Origin of the sequence: Paenirhodobacter sp., from assembly GCF_047600745.1 — a bacterium.
Taxonomy (GTDB): Bacteria; Pseudomonadota; Alphaproteobacteria; order Rhodobacterales; family Rhodobacteraceae; genus Rhodobacter.
Genome location: NZ_JASGKI010000004.1, coordinates 699024 through 715287, shown reverse-complemented (window position 1 = coordinate 715287; position 16264 = coordinate 699024). Strand labels below are relative to the sequence as shown.

Below are 16264 nucleotides of genomic sequence, written 5' to 3'. Positions count from 1 at the left end.
CTTTCGGGTTCAGTGTGCGGTTTTGAAGAACAGTTCGGCGGAGGTGATCGCCTCCGGCGTGAAGCCATCGGCCAGCAGGTGGCGGATCGCGCAGTCCCGCTTGCCGCCATCGGCGCCACGCAGGCAACCGATGCAGCGATGCGCGGAGACTTTCGCGGTATTCAGAATATTTTCATCTGTTGTCATGGCATTGGCGATCATGTGCAGGTCCGTCCGACAGGGTTTCCGTCGAGCAATGTCCAGGATCTGTCCCGACGGCTTCTACTCGCAGCCCCGACTATGCGGGCTGTGCCGCCAAACCCGCAACGGAAATCCATGTTTCCGATTTCTGCCCACGGATTGACCTGAAAACACCGCCGGGACAGTCCATCCTTTGGGCTGTTTCAAAACATATGTATTTTACAAATACTTATGAGACTTCTTCGCAGGGCGGCGGTGGATTACATCCGTCGTTTTTCGCCCATTTTTAAACCGTTCTGATTTTGCGATCACTGCGGCGAAAAATCAGTGGATGTTGCAGTGCGATCGGAACGGCCGCCCGACCCGGTTCAGCGGAATTTTCTGTCCGGTTCAATAGCCCGGCGGGCTGATCGCCCAGATCACCACCGCATCTTCGGGGCCGGGGTTGGCATAGCGGTGCGGCTCGCGCGAGGAATAGGAAAAGCTGTCCCCCGCCTCCAGCCGCAGGTGCCGCTCCCCCACCCACAGGTCGAGCCGCCCGCTCAGCACCAGGCCCACCTCGTCGCCCTCGTGGCTGTAGCTCTGCCGCGCCTCGGTCCCGGGCGGCAGGCGCGACTGGATCATCTCCAGCGCCAGCGACATCTTCGGCGTCAGGAGTTCATCCACGATCCCCTGTTCGTATTCCACCCGCAGCCGGTTCGCCCGGCGCACGACATAGCCGCGTTCCGCCTCGGGCACCGCCGCCTCCGTGCCGGAGAAGAACCACTGCACCGTCACCCCAAGCTGCTGCGCGATCGACACCAGCGCGTTGATCGACGGCTGCGCAAGGTTGCGTTCGATCAGGCTCAGATAGCCGGTGGACAGCCCGCAGCGCTCGGCCAACTGCGCCAGCGTCATTTTTCGCCGCTTGCGCAGGTCGCGCACACGGTCGCCCAGAATTTCGGCGGGCGCGTCATCCATGGCCGTCTCCTATCGTGCCGCGCCACGATAGGGGGGCGCCGCCGCCCGGGCCAGTAAAAAAACATGTTGAAAATTTTACTGGCCATGACAGGCTTCCCCATCAGCCACGCCAGACGAGCCGCGCCATGACCTTTCCCCACCTGTTCCAGCCGCTGACGATCCGGGGTGTCACCCTGCGCAACCGGATCATGTCCTCGGGGCATGACACCTGCCTGCCGGAGCATGGCCTGATCGGCGATGCCTATATCGCCTATCAGGAGGCGCGGGCGCGGGGTGGCGCCGGGCTGATCGTGACGCAGGTGGCCGGGGTGCATGAGACGGCGCGCTATACCTCGCATCTGATCATGGCGACGTCGGATGACTGCATTCCCGGCTATCGTCGCCTCGCCGCGGCCTGCCATGCCCATGGCGCCGCCGTGGTGGCGCAACTGTTCCATCCGGGGCGGGAGATCATGGAAAGCGCCGATGGTTTTCTGGCGGTGGCCTGGTCTGCCTCCGCCGCGCCGAACGAGCGGTTCCGGGTGATGCCGCGCGCGATGGACCCCGCGATGATCGCCGAGGTGGTTCAGGGCTATGCCGAGGCCGCGCGGCGGATCCATGCGGCGGGGCTGGACGGGGTGGAATTCGTTGCCTCGCATGGCTATCTGCCGGCGCAGTTCCTCAACCCCCGGATCAACCGGCGCAGCGATGCCTATGGCGGCAGCGCGGAAAACCGGCTGCGCTTCCTGCGCGAGGCGCTGGCGGCGATGCGGGCGGCGACGGGGCCGGAGTTCCTGATCGGCATCCGCCTGTCCGCGAGCGAGAAGGACGAGGAGGGGCTGACGCATAGCGAAACGCTTGCCGCGATGACGGCCTTGCAGGGGGATCTGGATTATCTCTCGATCACGGTGGGCACTTCGGCCTCGCTGGGCGGGGCGGTGCATATCGCGGCGCCGATGAACCTGCCCTCCGCCTATGTCGCGCCGGAGGCCCGGGCCTACAAACAGGCGCTGAATATCCCCGTCTTCGTCGTTGGCCGGATCAGTCAGCCGCAGGAGGCCGAAGCCGCCATCGCGCGCGGCGATGCCGATGTCTGCGGCATGACCCGGGCGTTGATCTGCGATCCGCTGATGCCGGAAAAGGCGGCACAGGGGCGGGTGGACGACATCCGCGCCTGCATCGCCTGCGATCAGGCCTGCATCCACCATTTCCACCGGGGCCTGCCGATTTCCTGCATCCAGAACCCGCAGTCGGGGCGGGAACTGGCGTTCGGCACGCTGCCTCCCGCCACGGCACCGGGGCGGGTGATGGTGATCGGTGGCGGCCCGGCGGGGCTGAAGGCGGCGGCCACGGCGGCGGCGCGGGGCCATCAGGTCACGCTCTTCGAGGCCGCGCGCCCCGGCGGGCAGGCGCTATTGGCGCAACTCCTGCCGCAGCGGGCGGAATTCGGCGGGATCGTCACCAATCTGCTGCGCGAATGCGATCTGGCGGGGGTAGAGATCCGCCGCAACACCCCGGTCGATGCGGCGATGGTGCGGGCGTTCGCGCCCGATGCGGTGATCCTCGCCACAGGTGCGCGCCCCTTCGTGCCGGAGATGGAGACGGACGGCGAGATGCAGGTGCTGACCGCCTGGGACGTGCTGCGCGGCACGGCGCGGATCGGGGCGCATGTGGTGGTGGTCGACTGGCGCGCGGACTGGATCGGCCCCGGTCTGGCCGAGGCCGCCGCGCGGGCGGGCAGCCGGGTGACGCTGGCCGTGAACGGGCTGCACATGGGCGAAAGCCTGCCGTTCTACGTCCGCGATGCGACGGCGGCATCGCTGCACCGGCTGGGTGTCGTGGTGATGCCCTATGCCCGGCTGGTCGGAACCTCCGGCGCGACGGTCGTGCTGCAACATACCGCCTCGGGCGAGGCGATGGAGATCGACGGGGTGGATACGCTGGTTCTTTCGACGGGGCACCAGCCGGTCGATGACCTCGCCGGGGACATCGCGGCTCTGGGGATCGCCTGCCATGTGGTCGGCGATGCGCTGGCCCCCCGTACCGCGGAGGAAGCGGTGTATGAAGGCATGATCGCCGGGCGCAGGGTCTGAGGGTGGTCAGGGGCGCTCCATCAGCGCGTCTTTCATCCGGCAATCGCGCAGCGCATCGGCGCCGCAGGGGCGGGGGGTCAACTCGCGCGTCAGGCAGATCCGCACCTCCTCGATCCGGCCCTGATCGCAGGTAACGGTCACCATGTCGCGGCTCAGGCCGGGGTTCGCCTCGATGAATGCCTCCTCCACCACCGAAGCGGGCAGCTTCACGTCACGGTCGAGCTTGCGGAACACCTCGGGGATCGCGAAACGGGTATAGGCCCGCCGCGCCAGCGCATAGTAATCCGCCGCCGTGAGGCCCGAACAGCGCCCGTGTTTCTTCCACTGATACCAGGCGGCGCCCTCGGTGCCCATCACATCCACCATCGCCGCCGATTGCACGCGCGACGGATCGCGCTGCGTGGTACGGCAGTAGCTCGGATACCCGCGTTCGTATTGCGGCCAGAGGCCGTGCAGCACGAAATCCGCCCGCTCGCGGCATTGCGGCGCACCGCGGCCCTTGCCCTCGGTCGCGCACCAGGCGGGCGACCAGCTCAGCGCCATGACGTAATAGTCGAACCGCCCCGCGCGCTCGCCCTGTGCAAGGGCCGGACCGGCGCAGAGCAGCGCGATGACCGCCGCGAATTGCATTTGTGCTTTCCCTCCTGTCGTTTTCAGCCTATATAGCGGACCAATTCCCCACCAGAAATGGACCGCGGAAAGGGAGCGACCCCGCCGCAGCCGATTTCCCGGCCCGGGAGAGATTTGTGCAAAGGATGCCGTGATGACGACGAACAAGCCCCTGATGGCCAAGGCCACCGCCGTGTGGCTCGTGGACAATACGACGCTGACCTTCAAGCAGATCGCGGATTTCTGCGGCATGCACGAGTTGGAAGTGCAGGGTATTGCCGATGGCGACGTGGCCGTGGGCGTCAAGGGCTTCGACCCGATCGCGCACAACCAGCTGGAGCAGAAAGAGATCGACAAGGGCGAGAAAGACCCGATCTACAAGCTGAAGCTGAAGTTCAACGCCGCCGCCGTGGGCGAGGACAAGCGCCGCGGCCCGCGCTATACGCCGCTGTCGAAGCGGCAGGACCGGCCGAATGCGATCCTGTGGCTGGTGAAGTTCCACCCGGAACTGGCCGATGCGCAGATCGCGCGGCTGGTGGGGACGACAAAGCCGACGATCGCCTCGATCCGCGACCGGACGCATTGGAACATCCAGAGCATGACCGCGATCGACCCGGTGGCGCTTGGCCTGTGCCGGCAGTCGGAACTGGATTCCGAGGTGCAGAAGGCCGCGAAGAAGCGCGCCGCCGAGGGCGTGATGAGCGACGACGAGCGCCGCAAGCTGGTCTCGACCGAGCAGTCGCTGGGCATGGGCACCGAGCCGCGCATGCCGTCGTCGATTTCGGGGCTGGAGAATTTCTCGCTGGGCGAGGAAGAGCGCAAGGAGCCGAAGGATTATTCGGATGCCGACAGCTTCTTCAACCTGCCGCATGGCGAGGACGAGGAAGAGGACGAAGATCCCCGCGCCTGAGCGGGGGCTTCCGGGCCGCCCTTCGGGGCGGCTTTTTCATATGCGGGCGGGTGCTGATCCGGAGACCTTTCGGGGAAGACGGGCGTCTTGGCGCAGGGGGCACCGCCTTGATGGCGCGGCAATGACGGACGCCCCGGCGCGGGCGGGACCATCGCATGCGCGCGTCGCCGCGGGCGGGGCAATCGGGCTGCCGGACGGTGAACCCCGCGTATGGCAATCCACCGCTCAGCCCCCGCGCGGATAGACGCGACCACCGCGCCGGTCGGCACGCCTGACGTCATCCCTCTTTGATGGCGTGGATGGCAACGGGCCGATCGCCGAGCCTTGGGGCCGGTCGCCCGCTCCCCTGGCGGTCCGCATGGCGCTCGCCCGGGGGCAGGGGTGTTCCGGCAACCCCGCGCGGGTGGGTCAGACGGCGCGCGGGCGGAGTTTCAGGCGCTGGCCTTCGACAGCCCCCCGCGCGGGTGGATCAGACCGAGAGGCAGATGTATTTCATCTCCAGATAGTCCTCGGTGCCGTGATGTGATCCCTCGCGCCCGAGGCCGGATTGCTTGACCCCGCCGAAGGGGGCGACCTCGGTCGAGATCAGGCCGGTGTTGACGCCGACGATGCCGTATTCCAGCGCCTCCTGCACCCGGGTGATCCGGCCGATGTTCTGCGCGTAGAAATAGCAGGCGAGGCCGAAGATCGTGCTGTTCGCCATTTCGACCACCTCTTCCTCGGTGTCGAATTTGAACAGCGGAGCGACGGGGCCAAAGGTTTCCTCGGTCGCGACCTTCATTTCCTGGGTGACGCCGGTGATCACGGTCGGCTCGAAGAAGGTGCCGCCGAGGGCATGCCGCTGGCCGCCGGTCAGCACCTTGCCGCCCTTGTCCAGCGCGTCGCGGATGTGGCTCTCGACCTTGGCGATGGCCTTGTCGTTGATCAGCGGGCCTTCTTCGGTGCCGGGTTCCAGCCCGTCGCCGACCTTCAGCGCCCGGACCGCGGCGGCGAGCTTTTCGGCGAAGGCGTCATAGACCCCGGCCTGCACATAAAGCCGGTTCGCGCAGACGCAGGTCTGGCCGTTGTTGCGGAACTTCGACGCCATCGCGCCCTTGACCGCCTCGTCAAGGTCGGCGTCGTCGAAGACGATGAAGGGCGCGTTGCCGCCCAGCTCCATCGAGCATTTCATCACCTGATCCGCCGCCTGCCGCAGCAGGATCCGGCCGACCTCGGTCGAGCCGGTGAAGGTCAGTTTCCGCACCGTCGGGTTTTCGCAGAACTCCTTGCCGATGTCGGCGGCGCGCGACGATGACACCACCGAGAACACCCCGGCGGGCAGCCCCGCCCGTTCCGCCAGCACCGCGAGCGCCAGCGCCGAAAGCGGCGTGAGTTCCGCCGGGCGCGCGACGAAGGCACAGCCCACCGCCAGCGCCGGGCCGGCCTTGCGGGTGATCATCGCGTTCGGGAAGTTCCACGGCGTGATCGACCCCACCACCCCGATCGGCTGTTTCAGCACGGTGATGCGCTTGTCGGGCATATGGCCGGGGATGGTCTCGCCATAGATCCGCTTCGCCTCTTCGGCGAACCATTCGATGAAGGCGGCGCCATAGGCGATTTCGCCCTTCGCCTCGGCCAGCGGCTTGCCCATTTCGGCGGTCAGGATCAGCCCGAGGTCATCCTGGTTCGCCATCATCAGGTCGAACCAGCGGCGCAGCACCTGGGCGCGGTCCTTGGCGGTGCGCGCGGCCCAGTCCTTTTGCGCGATGCGGGCGGCCTCGATCGCGCGGGCGGTCTCGGCCCGGCCAAGGTCGGCCACATGGGCGATGACATCGCCGCGCGCGGGGTTGATCACCGCGAAGGTCGCGCCATCGTCGGCGTCGATCCAGGCGCCGCCGACATAGGCTTGCGTCGCCAGCAGCGAGGGATCCTTGAGCAGGGATTTGAGGTCGGTGGCGGTGTCGAGCATGGACGTCTCCCGGAGATTTTCCTCTAAGGAAACACGTTGCGCGTTGTTTGTCCATCCACCGGATCGAAGCGCGTCCGCCAGCAGGGTTGCAGATCCCCCGGTATCGGCCGGGCGGCATGGACGGCGCGGGCGATGGCGCGCGCAAGGCAACAGGCGGCGGCATGGCCAAGCGCGAAGCTGTCCGCCACCGGATCCGTCAGCGCCCGCCCGCCGGTCGCCGCGGCAAAGACCAGATCGCCGTCCAGCGGCGTATGCGAGGGCACCAGCGCCCGGGCCATGCCGTCATGCGCGGCGACGGCCATGCGCTGCGCCTGCGCCGTGGTCAGGGCGGCATCGGTGGCGACGATGGCGATGGTAGTGGCCTCGCCGGTGCGCTTCATCGGCTTCGGCTCATCGGTGGGAAAGGTGGTCGCCGCGCCGCGCCCGCCGAATTCGCCCGCCATCTCCCAGGGCGCGGCCCAGAACTCTGGCCCGTCGCCCACCGTGGCGGAGCCGAGCGCATTGACCGCGACCAGCGCCCCCACCGTCAGGCCATTTCCCAGCACCGCCGACGCCGACCCCAGCCCGCCCTTCAGTGTGCCGGTCATCGCGCCATAGCCCGCGCCCGCCGTGCCGATGGCGAACTCCGGGGCCGCAGCCGCCAGCGCGCGGCGACCAAGCGCGGGATAGGGGTTTTCGTCCCAATCCTTGGCACCACCGTTCAGCAGGTCGAACAGGATCGCGCCCGGCACGATCGGCACCCGGATGTCGCCCACGGCAAAGCCGCGCCCGGCCTTGCGCAGGGCGTCCGCCACCCCCGATGCGGCATCGAGCCCGAAGGCCGACCCGCCCGAAAGCACCAGCGCATCGACCTCCGCCACCAGCTTGTCGGGCGCGAGCAGGTCGGTTTCGCGGGTGCCGGGCGCACCGCCCATCACATGCACCGCCGCCGTGAAGGGGCGCGCGGCGGTCAGCACCGTCACCCCGGAGCGCAGCGCCGGATCCTGCGCATTGCCGACCAGCAGGCCGGGAACATCGGTGATCAGGTTGCGCGGGCCGGGTTTCATGTCTGCCTCCATGCGGCGGGGATCTGCGGCACGGCGGCGACCAGCCGCTGCGTGACCGGGTGTTGCGGGGCGCGGAACAGGGTTTCGGTCGGGCCTTCCTCGACGATCCGTCCGGCGTCCATCACCAGACAGCGCGAGGTGACCGCCCGCACCACCGACAGGTCATGCGAGATGAACAGATAGGCGAGGCCGTGGCTGATCCGCAGCCGCGCGAGCAGATCGAGCACCTGTTCGCGCACCCGCACATCCAGCGCCGAAACCGCCTCGTCCAGCACGATCAGCCGGGGCCGGGTGATCAGCGCGCGGGCGATGGCCAGCCGCTGCCGCTGCCCGCCGGAGAATTCGTGGATGTAGCGGCTGTGATGGGCGGGGTTCAGGCCGACCTCCTCCATCGCCTGCGCCACCCGCTCGCGCCAGTCGGCGGGACGGCCGGTCAGGTGAAAGGGCTCGGCCACCAGCGTCTCTACCTTCTGGCGCGGGTCGAAGGAGCCGTAGGGATCCTGAAACACCACCTGCATCGCGGCACGGGCGTCGGGGGGCATGCGCGGCGACACCTCGGCCCCCGCCAGCGTGATCTTGCCCGATTGCAGCGCCTCCAGCCCCAGAACCGCCCGCGTCAGCGTGGATTTCCCACAGCCCGAGGCGCCGACGAGGCCAAGCGCCTCGCCCGCGTTCAGGGTGAAGCTGACGTCATCGACGGCGCGCAGCGTGGGATGCGGCGCGAACAGATGCGGGCGCGGCAGGCGGTAGCTGCGGCGGGCCTGTGCCACGGTCAGCAGCGCTTCGCCCGAAGGCTGAGAGACCGGCGCCGGGCGCGGCTCCGACGCCGCCAGAAGCGCGCGGGTATAGGGTTGCTCGGGCGCGCGGAACAGCCGCTCGGTCCGGCGCTCCTCGACCACCCGGCCCGATTGCATCACCGCCACCCGGTCGGCCATCCCCGCCGTCACCGCAAGGTCATGGGTGATCAGGATCAGCGCCATGTCCTCCTCCCGCGCCAGGGTGCGCAGCAGGTCCAGCACCCCGGCCTGGGTGGTGACGTCGAGCGCCGTCGTCGGCTCGTCCGCGATCAGCAGTTGCGGGCGCAGCGCGATGGCCAGCGCGATCGCCACCCGTTGCCGCTGCCCGCCCGAGAGTTCGTGCGGATAAAGGCCCAGCGGGAAGCGCGCGGTGGGCAGGCCCACCCGGTCCAGCCGTTCGCGCGCAAGGCGCAGCGCCTCGGCCCGGCGGGCCTTGCCGTGGATGATCAGGGACTCCGCCACCTGATCGCCGATCGTCATCAGCGGGTTGAGCGCGGTCATCGGCTCCTGGAAGATCATGCCGATCCGGTTGCCGCGGATCCGGCACATCCGCGGTTCGGGCAGGGCGAGCAGATCGGTGCCGTCCAGCCGTACCGCGCCCCTGACCTGCGCCCGTTCGGGCAGAAGGCCCATCACCGCAAGCGCCGTCATCGACTTGCCCGAGCCGGATTCGCCGACGATGCCCAGCACCTCCCCCGGCGCGACGGTCAGGGTGATGCCCTTCAGCACCGGATGCCCGCCGATCCGGACGGAAAGCCCGTCGATCTCCAGAAGGCTCATGCCGCGCGCTCCCGCAGCCGGGGGTCGAGCGCGTCGCGCAGCCCGTCGCCCAGCAGGTTCAGCCCCAGCACGGTGACGACGATCGCCAGCCCCGGAAACAGCGCGACATGGGGCGCGAGCGTCACCAGCGTCTGCGCATCCGCCAGCATCCGGCCCCAACTGGCGGTGGGGGGCTGTGCGCCAAGGCCGACATAGCTCAGCCCCGCTTCGGCAAGGATGCCAAGGCTGAACTGGATCGTGCCCTGCACGATCAGCAGGCTGGCGATATTGGGCAGGATATGTTCGGCGCTGATCCGCGCGGCGCCCTTGCCCGCGACCCGCGCGGCGCGAATATAGTCGAGCGTCCAGAGGCTCAGCGCGCCCGCCCGCGCCACGCGCGCAAAGACCGGGATGTTAAAGATGCCGATGGCGAGGATCGCGTTCCGGGCCGAGGGGCCGAAGGTCGCGGTGATCAGGATCGCCGTCACCAGCGAGGGGAAGGCGAAGATCAGGTCGTTCAGCCGGGCGATGGCGCCATCAAGCCAGCCCCCCCGCCGCGCCGCCGCCGCAAGGCCGAGCGGCACGCCGATCCCGGCGCCGATCGCCACTGCCAGCGCCGCAACGGCAAGCGAGGTCCGCGCCCCCGCCATCAGCATCGAGAGAATATCGCGGCCCAGCTGATCCGTACCGAGCCAATGCGCGCCGGATGGCGGCTTCAGCCGCTGCGCGACCGAGAGCGCCGCCGGATCCCAGGGCGTCCAGACCAGCGAGAGCAGCGCGGCGGCGAGCGCCGTGCCGGTCAGCGCGGCACCAAGGGCGAGGCCGGGCCTCATGCCGGGCGCCTCAGCCGGGGGTCCACGGCGGCATAGGCCAGATCGGTGAGGAAGCTGACCACGATCACCGCCACGACCAGCAGCATCACCGCAGATTCGACCACGATCAGGTCGCGCTGCGTGATCGCCTGAAAGATCAACCGGCCAAGGCCCGGAAGGTAAAAGACATTCTCGATGATGATCGCTCCCGCCAGGAGAAAGGCGAACTGCATGCCCAGGATCGTCAGCACCGGGATCAGGGCGTTGCGCAGGGCATGGCGGGTGATCGCCTGCCTGCGGCTGAGGCCCTTGGCGCGGGCGGTGCGGATGTAGTCCTGATCGAAGGTCTCGATCAGGGCGGAGCGCAGCACCCGCGCGAGGATCGCCGCCTGCGGCAGGGCCAGCGCCACGGCGGGCAGGATCAGCGCGCGCAGCGCCGCCACCGGATCCGTCCAGCCCGGAAACCCGCCTGCCGGAAGGATCCGCAGCCGCAGCGCGAACAGCAACACCAGCAGCATCGCGAACCAGAAATTCGGCACCGCGATGCCGACCTGCGCGATGCCCATCACCACCGTATCCGTGCCCCGCCCGCGCCGCGCCGCCGCGATCAGCCCGAGCGGCAGCGCCACCGCCGCCGACAGCACCAGCGCGATCCCCGCCAGCGGCAGCGACACCGCCAGCCGGTCGGCGATCAGCCCGGCGACGGGGGCCTTGTAGGTATAGCTCAGCCCCATGTCCCCGGTCAGAAACCCCTGGATCCAATGCAGATACCGCCAGACCAGCGGCTCGTTCAGGCCCAGTTGGTCGCGCAGTGCGGCGACGGTATCGGGCGCCGCGTTCATGCCCAGCATGAAGGCCGCCGGATCGCCCGGCACCACCTCGACCGCCGCGAAAATCACCACGCTCGCGGCGAGCAGGCTGGCCACGAGCGTCAGGATGCGGGTGAGGATATAGCGTCCCATCGGCGCAGCCTCGCGTGCGAGGAGGCGCGGGTCAAGGGGCGTCGAGCAGGGCGGCGCGGAAGGCGGGATCGCTGAGCGCGACCTCGGTGCGGCCAAGGCGCTGCGCCTCAAGGATGGCGCGGGTCATCTGCGCCTGCGCCGCGTCAACGGCGGCGGGCAGCGGCGTGTTACGCCCCATCGCCGCGACGATCAGCCCCGCGAACAGATCCCCCGTTCCGCCAAGCGCCACGGGAAGCTTGCGGACCGGATGGCGGCTGATCGCTTCGGGCGCGACCACGACGGTTTCGATATGGCCGGGCGCGGTATCGGGCAGGCGGCAGCCGGTCGCGATCAGCACCGCGCCGGGGTTCAGCCGCAGGCGCCCCGGCATCCGTTGCAGATCCTCCGGACGGGTCAGCGGCTGGCCGGACAGCCAGCCCAGTTCAAAGGGATTCGGCGTGACGATATCGGCAAGCGGCAGCAGGTCGTCACGGATCACCTCGGCAATCGGCTCGGGCACATAGCGGCCGGGGGCTTCGTCGCCGATCACCGGGTCGCACAGATAGCGCAGCGCGGGATTGACGGCCTTCGCCCGGCGCACGAAACCGGCGGTCAGCTTCGCCACTTCGAGCGAACCGAAATAGCCGGTGACGATATAGGCCGCGCGCTCGGGCAAGCCGCGCTCCTCCGCCCCCAGAAGCAGGTCCGCGAACATCTCGGGCGGCAGCGCGGTGCCGCGCCGGGTCGGATAGGTCGGCGTGTTCGAGAACAGGACCGTGGGGATCGGCGCGACCTCCATCCCCGCCGCCAGCATCGGAAAGACCGCAGCGGAATTGCCGACATGGCCGAAAACGACCTGGCTCTGGATCGAGATCACGAGGGGCGGCATGGCGGTTCCTTTCGTTTCGACCGGTCTGGCCCGGTTCACGTCCCGGCGCAAGGGTCAGACCGCCGCATGGGCCAGACGCGCGACATCGCGGCTCAGCGGCAGTTCCGCGATCCGCGCGAGCGGCACCCAGCGGGCATCGGCGGCATCATCCGCCGCGACCGGCGCGCCGGTGACGCCCGAAATCCGCACCGCGATCAGGACGTAGTGATGCGCCAGCGTGCCGTCCGGCGCATGGCTCAGGGCGTCGAGCGCGGTGATCACCTCTCCGGCGCGGCCGGTCAGGCCGGTCTCCTCCTGCAATTCGCGCAGGGCGGCCTCGGTCAGGGTTTCGCCCGGCTCGATCTTGCCGCCCGGAAAGCCCCACAGCCCGGCATCAGGCGCGTTGCGGCGCTGCACCAGAAGCACATCAGTGCCGCGCAGGGCGACGGCGATCACGGCGGGAACGGGGCGGGGCATGGGGGCTCCTTCGCGGGCAGTCTAGGGCGTTTCGGGGCGGGGCGAAAGGGGAACGCGCGCAGGGCTCACCCGTAGGGAACACCTTCGCAGGATAATCGCCGGACTTTTCAATGGAGAACCCTGATGGCGAAGGAGAATTTCGCCGCCTGTCTGGCTCAGATCCTGCTGAGCGAGGGGGGGTGGTCCGACCATCCCGCCGATCCGGGCGGCGCGACGATGAAGGGGATCACCCTCGACACCTACCGCAAATACCACCCCGGCGCGACGAAGGCCGACCTGCGCGCCATTCCGGACGCAGAGGTCGCGCGGATCTACCGCGCGGGCTACTGGGACCGGATGCGGGGCGACGATCTGCCCGCGGGGCTCGATCTCGTGGCCTTCGACGCGGCGGTGAATTCCGGCCCCGGGCGGGCGGCGAAATGGCTGCAATCGGCGGTTGGCGTCCTGGCCGATGGCCGGATCGGTCCCCGCACGATCGAGGCGGCGCAGACGGCGCGGCACCCCGAGGCGATCGCGCGCGCGCTTCAGGCGCGCAAGTCCTTTCTGATTTCCCTCTCGACCTGGGCGACCTTCGGGCGCGGCTGGTCCAGCCGGTTGAACCGGGTCGAGCAGGTGGCATTGACCATGGCAAAAGGAGCCTGACATGACCCTGAATCCGACAATCATCCGCAATGTGCTGCGCTATATCTCCGGCGCGCTGGTCGCCAAGGGGCTGATCGGGGCCGATACCGGCACGGCACTGGCGGTCGATCCGGTCATCATCGAAACGGTGACGGTGGCCGCGGGCGTGATGCTCGGCTCGGTCACCGAAGTGATCTATGCGATTGCGAAGAAGATGGGCTGGCGGACCTGAGACCACGGAACGGCCTGCCGACCCAGAGGCCGGCAGACCCGCGTCCCCCGGCGATCCGCCGGGGGGGCGTTTTTTAGTTGCGGGCCTTGTCGACCAGCTTGCCCTTGGCGATCCAGGGCATCATTGCGCGCAGCTTTTCGCCGACCTGTTCGATCGGATGCTCGTCGTTCAGGCGGCGGGTGGCCTTGAAATAGGGCTGCCCGACGGTGTTTTCCTGCATGAAGTCGCGCACGAACTTGCCGTTCTGGATGTCGGCCAGCACGGCCTTCATGTTCTTCTTCGTCTCTTCGTAGGGCAGCACGCGCGGGCCGGAGACGTATTCGCCATATTCCGCGGTGTTCGAGATCGAATAGTTCATGTTCGCGATGCCGCCTTCGTAGATCAGATCCACGATCAGCTTCATTTCGTGCAGGCATTCGAAATAGGCCATCTCGGGTTCGTAGCCCGCTTCGACCAGCGTTTCAAAGCCCATGCGGATCAACTCGACCAGACCGCCGCAGAGCACCGCCTGTTCGCCGAACAGGTCGGTTTCGCATTCCTGCCGGAAGGTGGTCTCGATGATGCCCGAACGGCCGCCGCCGATCGCCGAGGTGTAGGACAGCGCGACATCCATCGCCTTGCCGGTCGCGTCCTGCGCCACGGCGACGAGGCAGGGCACGCCGCCGCCCTTGACATATTCGCCGCGCACGGTGTGGCCGGGGCCCTTCGGCGCCATCATGATGACGTCCACGCCCTTTTTCGGCTCGATCAGGCCGAAATGCACGTTCAGGCCGTGGGCGAAGGCGATCGCCGCGCCTTCGCGCAGGTTGTCATGGACGTATTTCTTGTAGGTTTCCGCCTGAAGTTCGTCGGGCATGGTGAACATGATCAGGTCGCACCAGGCGGCGGCTTCGGCGATGCCCATGACCTTCAGGCCCTCGCCTTCGGCCTTCTTCGCGGAGGCCGAACCTTCGCGCAGCGCGACGACGACGTTCTTCGCGCCCGAATCGCGCAGGTTCAGCGCATGGGCGTGGCCTTGCGAGCCATAGCCCAGGATGGCGACCTTCTTGTCCTTGATCAGGTTCACATCGCAATCGCGATCATAGTAAACGCGCATCGGTTCCTCCGGTTTTGCTGCCGACAGGATAGGCGGGTGGCGAAATCGTTCAGATCAATGTTTGAGGATTTTTGCTATCGGCGTTAAAGATCATTCGTATGAATGGTGGATGATGCAATAATCATGCAGATCGACGATACCGACCGGCGCATCCTGCGCCATCTGATGGCGGAACCCGGAATGGCGACGGCGGATCTGGCCGAGCGGGCGGGGCTGACCACGGCCACCTGCTGGCGCCGGATCGAGAAGCTGCGCGAGGGCGGGGTGATCCGTGGCGCGCAGGCGGTGATCGACTGGCGCAGGCTGGGATGGGAGGTGGAGGTTTCGCTGCGCTTCACGCTCGACAAGACCCATCCGCGGGCGTTCGACGAATTCCTCGCCGCCGCGCGGGAGGTGCCCGAAGTGCTGGAGATCCAGACCTTTCTGGGCCAGACCGATGTGCGGCTGAACGCCATTGCGCGCGACATGGCGCATTGGCAGGAGATCTACCGCAGCCGGATCCTGACCCTGCCGCATATTCAGGACACCGAGGCCTTGATGCTGATTTCCACGATCAAGAAATCCGAGGAGCTGCCGCTGTGACCGCGCTCGACGATACCGACCGGGCGATCCTGCGCGCGCTGGAGGCGGATGCGACGCTCTCGGCGGGGGCTTTGGGGCGCAGGCTGGGGCTGTCGCAGCCCGCCTGCTGGCGCCGGATCCGGCGGCTGGAGGAAGAGGGGATCATCGCCGGGCGGCGGCTGGTGCTGGATCACGCGGCGCTGGGGTTCGGGGTGACGGTGTTTCTGGGCATCCGGCTGGCCGCCAAAGGGCGGGTGAGCCTTGAGGATTTCGAGCGCGCGGTGACGGCGATTCCCGAGGTGCAGGTGGTGCAGCATGTGCTGGGGCTGTTCGACTATCGGATCAAGGTGCGCGCCCGCGACATCGCGGATTTCGAGCGTGTGCTGCGGCGGCGGATCATGACGCTGCCGGGGATCGGGCAGGTCGAGGCGAATGTGTTGCTGTCGGAGGAGCGGCTGCCCGGGCCTCTCGGATGAGCGAAGCGCCTGAATTTTCAGCAAATGGAGCGGGCCACCGCGCGGCGGGCGCGGCCGGGATGGACGCCGCCCGCGACGCGCGGTTAGATCACCGCCAAGGGGGCCAGATGTTCGACAGTTCGTGCCATAGCCGCATGCAGCGGGCGCAGGGCGAGGCCGCCGTGCTGTTCGAGGCCGGGCGGCTGCGGGGCCTGCGCCAGCAGGGGTGCGCCAAGGCGCTGCTGCCGCGGGTGCGGGGTGTGCCGGAGGTGGTGTTCCTGAACACTTCGGGCGGGTTGACCTCGGGCGACCGGCTGGCCTATGCGACGCGGACGGATGGTCCTCTGATCGCCACGACGCAGGCGGCGGAGCGGGCCTATCGCGCCGATCAGGGCGCCGCGCGGGTGACGGTGCGCCATGAGGTCGGGGCGGGGGGCTGGCTCGACTGGCTGCCGCAGGAGACGATCCTGTTCGACCGGGCCGATCTGGACCGCGAAACGGTGATCGCGCTGGCGCCCGGGGCGGGCTGCCTGATGCTTGAGGCGGTGGTTCTGGGCCGGGCGGCGATGGGGGAGCGGGTGCGGACCCTGCGGTTTCGCGACCGGCGGCGGATTGAACGCGCCGGGCGGCCGGTGTTCTACGAGCCCTTCGCGCTGGATGCGCCGCGCCCGCGCCGGGCGATTCTGGGCGAGGCGCGGGCCTTTGCGACGCTGGTTCTGTGCGCGCAGGGCGCCGAGGACGCGGTGCAGGCCGTGCGCGCGGCATTGGGCGATGGGGTCGAGGCGGCGGCCTCCGGCTGGGACGGGAAATGCGTGGTGCGGGTGCTGGCGGCGGATGGATGGCCGCTGCGGCAACAGATCCTGCGCCTGATGGAAGTGATGCGCCGGGGCGCCGCGCCGCCGCGCGTCTGGCAACTATAG

The 16264-nt window shown here is 68.5% G+C and carries 18 protein-coding genes; 7 read left to right on the top strand and 11 right to left on the bottom strand.

The genetic code is table 11. From position 1 onward, the window contains the following. Positions 1-9: 9 nt before the first annotated feature. Positions 10-201 (bottom strand): hypothetical protein, encoded by a 192-nt coding sequence (locus QM789_RS12180; RefSeq protein WP_420352163.1) that lies wholly within the window; start codon positions 199-201, stop codon positions 10-12. Positions 202-570: 369 nt separating this feature from the next. Continuing rightward, on the bottom strand, positions 571-1140 hold the full coding sequence (locus QM789_RS12175) for a helix-turn-helix domain-containing protein (RefSeq protein WP_420352162.1): 570 nt from the start codon (positions 1138-1140) through the stop codon (positions 571-573). Between the two features lie 125 nt (positions 1141-1265). On the opposite strand from QM789_RS12175, the gene QM789_RS12170 reads away from it, so the two are divergent. Continuing rightward, positions 1266-3212 carry an FAD-dependent oxidoreductase gene (locus QM789_RS12170; RefSeq protein ID WP_420352161.1) on the top strand — a complete coding sequence of 649 codons (1947 nt, stop codon included), beginning with the start codon at positions 1266-1268 and terminating at the stop codon, positions 3210-3212. Positions 3213-3218: 6 nt separating this feature from the next. On the opposite strand, the gene QM789_RS12165 is transcribed toward QM789_RS12170, so the two are convergent. Then, entirely contained in the window at positions 3219-3842 is a 624-nt protein-coding gene (locus QM789_RS12165) for a ribonuclease T2 family protein (protein ID WP_420352160.1), read from the bottom strand. A gap of 133 nt (positions 3843-3975) precedes the next feature. On the opposite strand from QM789_RS12165, the gene QM789_RS12160 reads away from it, so the two are divergent. Beyond that, a complete protein-coding gene (locus QM789_RS12160; RefSeq protein WP_420352159.1) occupies positions 3976-4731 on the top strand; it encodes a DUF1013 domain-containing protein in 756 nt (251 codons plus the stop codon). A 469-nt stretch (positions 4732-5200) separates the two neighbouring features. On the opposite strand, the gene QM789_RS12155 is transcribed toward QM789_RS12160, so the two are convergent. From QM789_RS12155 to QM789_RS12125, 7 genes are read right to left on the bottom strand one after another with little or no spacing between them, the layout of a single operon-like run. After that, positions 5201-6679: an NAD-dependent succinate-semialdehyde dehydrogenase gene (locus QM789_RS12155; protein ID WP_420352158.1), complete on the bottom strand. Its 1479-nt coding sequence runs from the start codon at positions 6677-6679 to the stop codon at positions 5201-5203. Between the two features lie 23 nt (positions 6680-6702). Continuing rightward, positions 6703-7725: a P1 family peptidase gene (locus tag QM789_RS12150; RefSeq protein ID WP_420352157.1), complete on the bottom strand. Its 1023-nt coding sequence runs from the start codon at positions 7723-7725 to the stop codon at positions 6703-6705. Beyond that, positions 7722-9302 (bottom strand): ABC transporter ATP-binding protein, encoded by a 1581-nt coding sequence (locus QM789_RS12145; RefSeq protein WP_420352156.1) that lies wholly within the window; start codon positions 9300-9302, stop codon positions 7722-7724. The genes QM789_RS12150 and QM789_RS12145 overlap by 4 nt, the downstream gene beginning before the upstream one ends. Beyond that, entirely contained in the window at positions 9299-10114 is an 816-nt protein-coding gene (locus QM789_RS12140; protein WP_420352155.1) for an ABC transporter permease, read from the bottom strand. Before QM789_RS12140 ends, QM789_RS12145 begins: the two co-directional genes overlap by 4 nt. Next, entirely contained in the window at positions 10111-11055 is a 945-nt protein-coding gene (locus tag QM789_RS12135) for an ABC transporter permease (protein WP_420352154.1), read from the bottom strand. Before QM789_RS12135 ends, QM789_RS12140 begins: the two co-directional genes overlap by 4 nt. A 31-nt stretch (positions 11056-11086) precedes the next feature. After that, positions 11087-11923: a pyridoxal kinase gene (gene pdxY, locus QM789_RS12130; RefSeq protein ID WP_420352153.1), complete on the bottom strand. Its 837-nt coding sequence runs from the start codon at positions 11921-11923 to the stop codon at positions 11087-11089. A gap of 54 nt (positions 11924-11977) precedes the next feature. Next, positions 11978-12379 (bottom strand): NUDIX hydrolase, encoded by a 402-nt coding sequence (locus QM789_RS12125; protein ID WP_420352152.1) that lies wholly within the window; start codon positions 12377-12379, stop codon positions 11978-11980. Between the two features lie 123 nt (positions 12380-12502). Here QM789_RS12125 and QM789_RS12120 point away from each other — a divergent pair, with 123 nt between their 5' ends. Both QM789_RS12120 and QM789_RS12115 read left to right on the top strand, forming a co-directional pair. Next, positions 12503-13021, top strand: a complete 519-nt coding sequence (locus QM789_RS12120) for a glycoside hydrolase family 108 protein (RefSeq protein ID WP_420352151.1) — start codon at positions 12503-12505, stop codon at positions 13019-13021. 1 nt (position 13022) lies between these two features. Continuing rightward, on the top strand, positions 13023-13232 hold the full coding sequence (locus tag QM789_RS12115; protein ID WP_420352150.1) for a hypothetical protein: 210 nt from the start codon (positions 13023-13025) through the stop codon (positions 13230-13232). Between the two features lie 73 nt (positions 13233-13305). Here the strand turns inward: QM789_RS12115 and ilvC are convergent, their stop codons facing one another. Beyond that, positions 13306-14328 carry a ketol-acid reductoisomerase gene (ilvC, locus tag QM789_RS12110; protein ID WP_420352149.1) on the bottom strand — a complete coding sequence of 341 codons (1023 nt, stop codon included), beginning with the start codon at positions 14326-14328 and terminating at the stop codon, positions 13306-13308. A gap of 123 nt (positions 14329-14451) precedes the next feature. Between ilvC and QM789_RS12105 the strand changes: the two genes are divergently transcribed. The 3 genes from QM789_RS12105 (at position 14452) to QM789_RS12095 (ending at position 16264) form a co-directional block, all read left to right on the top strand. Then, complete coding sequence (locus QM789_RS12105; protein ID WP_420352148.1) at positions 14452-14910, top strand: Lrp/AsnC family transcriptional regulator; 459 nt, start codon at positions 14452-14454, stop codon at positions 14908-14910. Further along, positions 14907-15365: an Lrp/AsnC family transcriptional regulator gene (locus tag QM789_RS12100; RefSeq protein WP_420352147.1), complete on the top strand. Its 459-nt coding sequence runs from the start codon at positions 14907-14909 to the stop codon at positions 15363-15365. The genes QM789_RS12105 and QM789_RS12100 overlap by 4 nt, the downstream gene beginning before the upstream one ends. A 107-nt stretch (positions 15366-15472) precedes the next feature. Further along, on the top strand, positions 15473-16264 hold the full coding sequence (locus tag QM789_RS12095; protein ID WP_420352146.1) for an urease accessory protein UreD: 792 nt from the start codon (positions 15473-15475) through the stop codon (positions 16262-16264).

Bases quoted from the DNA above. Each gene is read 5' to 3' on its own strand.
- pdxY (WP_420352153.1), bottom strand. From the start codon at position 11,923: ATGCCGCCCCTCGTGATCTCGATCCAGAGCCAGGTCGTTTTCGGCCAT.
- QM789_RS12145 (WP_420352156.1), bottom strand. From the start codon at position 9,302: ATGAGCCTTCTGGAGATCGACGGGCTTTCCGTCCGGATCGGCGGGCAT.
- QM789_RS12115 (WP_420352150.1), top strand. From the start codon at position 13,023: ATGACCCTGAATCCGACAATCATCCGCAATGTGCTGCGCTATATCTCC.
- QM789_RS12180 (WP_420352163.1), bottom strand. From the start codon at position 201: ATGATCGCCAATGCCATGACAACAGATGAAAATATTCTGAATACCGCG.
- QM789_RS12170 (WP_420352161.1), top strand. From the start codon at position 1,266: ATGACCTTTCCCCACCTGTTCCAGCCGCTGACGATCCGGGGTGTCACC.
- QM789_RS12120 (WP_420352151.1), top strand. From the start codon at position 12,503: ATGGCGAAGGAGAATTTCGCCGCCTGTCTGGCTCAGATCCTGCTGAGC.
- QM789_RS12165 (WP_420352160.1), bottom strand. From the start codon at position 3,842: ATGCAATTCGCGGCGGTCATCGCGCTGCTCTGCGCCGGTCCGGCCCTT.
- QM789_RS12095 (WP_420352146.1), top strand. From the start codon at position 15,473: ATGTTCGACAGTTCGTGCCATAGCCGCATGCAGCGGGCGCAGGGCGAG.
- QM789_RS12150 (WP_420352157.1), bottom strand. From the start codon at position 7,725: ATGAAACCCGGCCCGCGCAACCTGATCACCGATGTTCCCGGCCTGCTG.
- ilvC (WP_420352149.1), bottom strand. From the start codon at position 14,328: ATGCGCGTTTACTATGATCGCGATTGCGATGTGAACCTGATCAAGGAC.
- QM789_RS12160 (WP_420352159.1), top strand. From the start codon at position 3,976: ATGACGACGAACAAGCCCCTGATGGCCAAGGCCACCGCCGTGTGGCTC.
- QM789_RS12155 (WP_420352158.1), bottom strand. From the start codon at position 6,679: ATGCTCGACACCGCCACCGACCTCAAATCCCTGCTCAAGGATCCCTCG.
- QM789_RS12125 (WP_420352152.1), bottom strand. From the start codon at position 12,379: ATGCCCCGCCCCGTTCCCGCCGTGATCGCCGTCGCCCTGCGCGGCACT.
- QM789_RS12105 (WP_420352148.1), top strand. From the start codon at position 14,452: ATGCAGATCGACGATACCGACCGGCGCATCCTGCGCCATCTGATGGCG.
- QM789_RS12140 (WP_420352155.1), bottom strand. From the start codon at position 10,114: ATGAGGCCCGGCCTCGCCCTTGGTGCCGCGCTGACCGGCACGGCGCTC.
- QM789_RS12175 (WP_420352162.1), bottom strand. From the start codon at position 1,140: ATGGATGACGCGCCCGCCGAAATTCTGGGCGACCGTGTGCGCGACCTG.
- QM789_RS12135 (WP_420352154.1), bottom strand. From the start codon at position 11,055: ATGGGACGCTATATCCTCACCCGCATCCTGACGCTCGTGGCCAGCCTG.